Here is a 1727-nt window from a genome sequence, read left to right on the forward strand (position 1 = left end):
TAGTACGATACGTAGAGGTTGTTCTGCGTTTTCTGGGTGCATCATGATACCCAAAATGTATAGCAACTCTTCTGCGGTCCCCGCACCTCCAGGGTAGATAACAATACCATGCGCCATTCGCACAAACGCTTCTAAACGTTTTTCGATATCAGGCATGATAACCAGTTCATTCACGATCGGGTTTGGCGGCTCTGCGGCAATGATCGATGGTTCAGTGAGGCCAAGATAGCGTTGTTCATAGTAACGTTGTTTGGCGTGTCCAATTGCCGCGCCTTTCATCGGCCCTTCCATTGCGCCGGGGCCACAACCTGTACAGATATTCAACTCACGTAGACCCAGTTCGTTACCGACTTCACGTGTGTATTGGTACTCTGTTGCATTAATCGAGTGGCCACCCCAGCAGACAACAAGGTTAGGTTCGATACCCGGAGTGAGTGCCCCCGCATTGCGCAAGATACCAAAAACAAGGTTAGTGATATGACTAGCGTTGGTTAAGTTGAGACGCTGATTGTCCGCAAGGTGCATGTTAACGTAGACGATATCACGCAGAACCGAGAACAGATGTTCTTGGATACCTTTGATGATTTCTCCATCAACGAACGCATGTTCTGGAGCGTTACTTAGCTCTAGTTTGATACCACGCTCTCGGCGCACCACGTTTACATCAAATGATTTGTACTTATCCAGCAGCTCTTTTGAGTTGTCAGTATGACTACCTGAGTTGAGTACCGCTAGAGTACAGTTACGGTAGAGTTGGTAAAGATCACTCGAAGCAGTTTTCTTAAGGCGCTCAACTTCAAGTTGAGAGAGTAAGTCCATACTGCCAGCTGGACTGATATGCGTGATCATAGTGACCTCCTTGAACAGTACTCTAGTCGAGTACATTATCGTTGTTATTCTTGTCCTTATGAGTTGCCAACAAGTAGTTATTGTTCAGCAACGGTCTTTTAAGCTTAGCAGGTTTTTGATGATATATACCCAATCAACTTGAAAATGCAGGCTTGAGTACCTGAAAATTATCATTGATTCGAGACGTCAGTGAACCTGCGATCTCTGGAAGAGTCACAGTAAAAAATTGATCGATGGCTTCCTTGAAGTCTCGTTTATTTTTGAAGTAAACGTTATTCCTCGACTGCTCGTTCATTACCTTCCAAAGCCGCTCAATTGGGTTGAGGTTTGGACTGTAAGGTGGAAGATAATGTAGTTCGATATTTAGGACAAACGCTGCATCTTTGACTAAGTCACTGCGGTGATATCCCGCACCATCTAAGATGATATGAAGCTTATGGGCTAATGGATAACTCTCTCTTAACTTACAGAAAAAGCGAACAATATTTTCACTGTTAATACTCTCGTAATCGTGAACGATGGTGGCACCAATATCTGACAGGTTTAGTGCGCCAATAATGTTCAATCGGCTACGATTGCCCGTTGTTTCAATCACTTTAGCCTGACCAGTACGTATCCAGCCATGAGATATTTTTGTTAATAAGGTTGGGTGAACTGCATCGATAAAGACTATCGATTCATCCTTGCCACAGCTTGCCTTTAGAGCTTCATAAGCCTCTATGAATGCTTGCTGTTTTGCTTTATCAAACTTGTGTGGAACGCCTTTCGGTTGCTTGTAGCTAAAGCCATTGTGGTGAAGCCATTTGTTCATACCAGAGACCGTATAATCAAGTCCAAATGCCTCTTTAACGTAGGCGACAATTTGATGAGTGTGAGAA

The 1727-nt window shown here is 44.0% G+C and carries 2 protein-coding genes; both read right to left on the reverse strand.

What is annotated here, in order from left to right; translation table 11 throughout:
• Positions 1-849 (reverse strand): nucleotide 5'-monophosphate nucleosidase PpnN (ppnN, locus tag DA100_RS08110; RefSeq protein WP_138971708.1); only part of this gene is annotated, 849 nt, incomplete at its 3' end.
• Positions 850-982: 133 nt separating this feature from the next.
• A partial coding sequence (locus DA100_RS08115) for an IS630 family transposase (RefSeq protein WP_138971709.1) occupies positions 983-1727 on the reverse strand: 745 nt, incomplete at its 5' end.

This window comes from Vibrio sp. Hep-1b-8, from assembly GCF_006124995.1.
Lineage (GTDB): Bacteria > Pseudomonadota > Gammaproteobacteria > Enterobacterales > Vibrionaceae > Vibrio.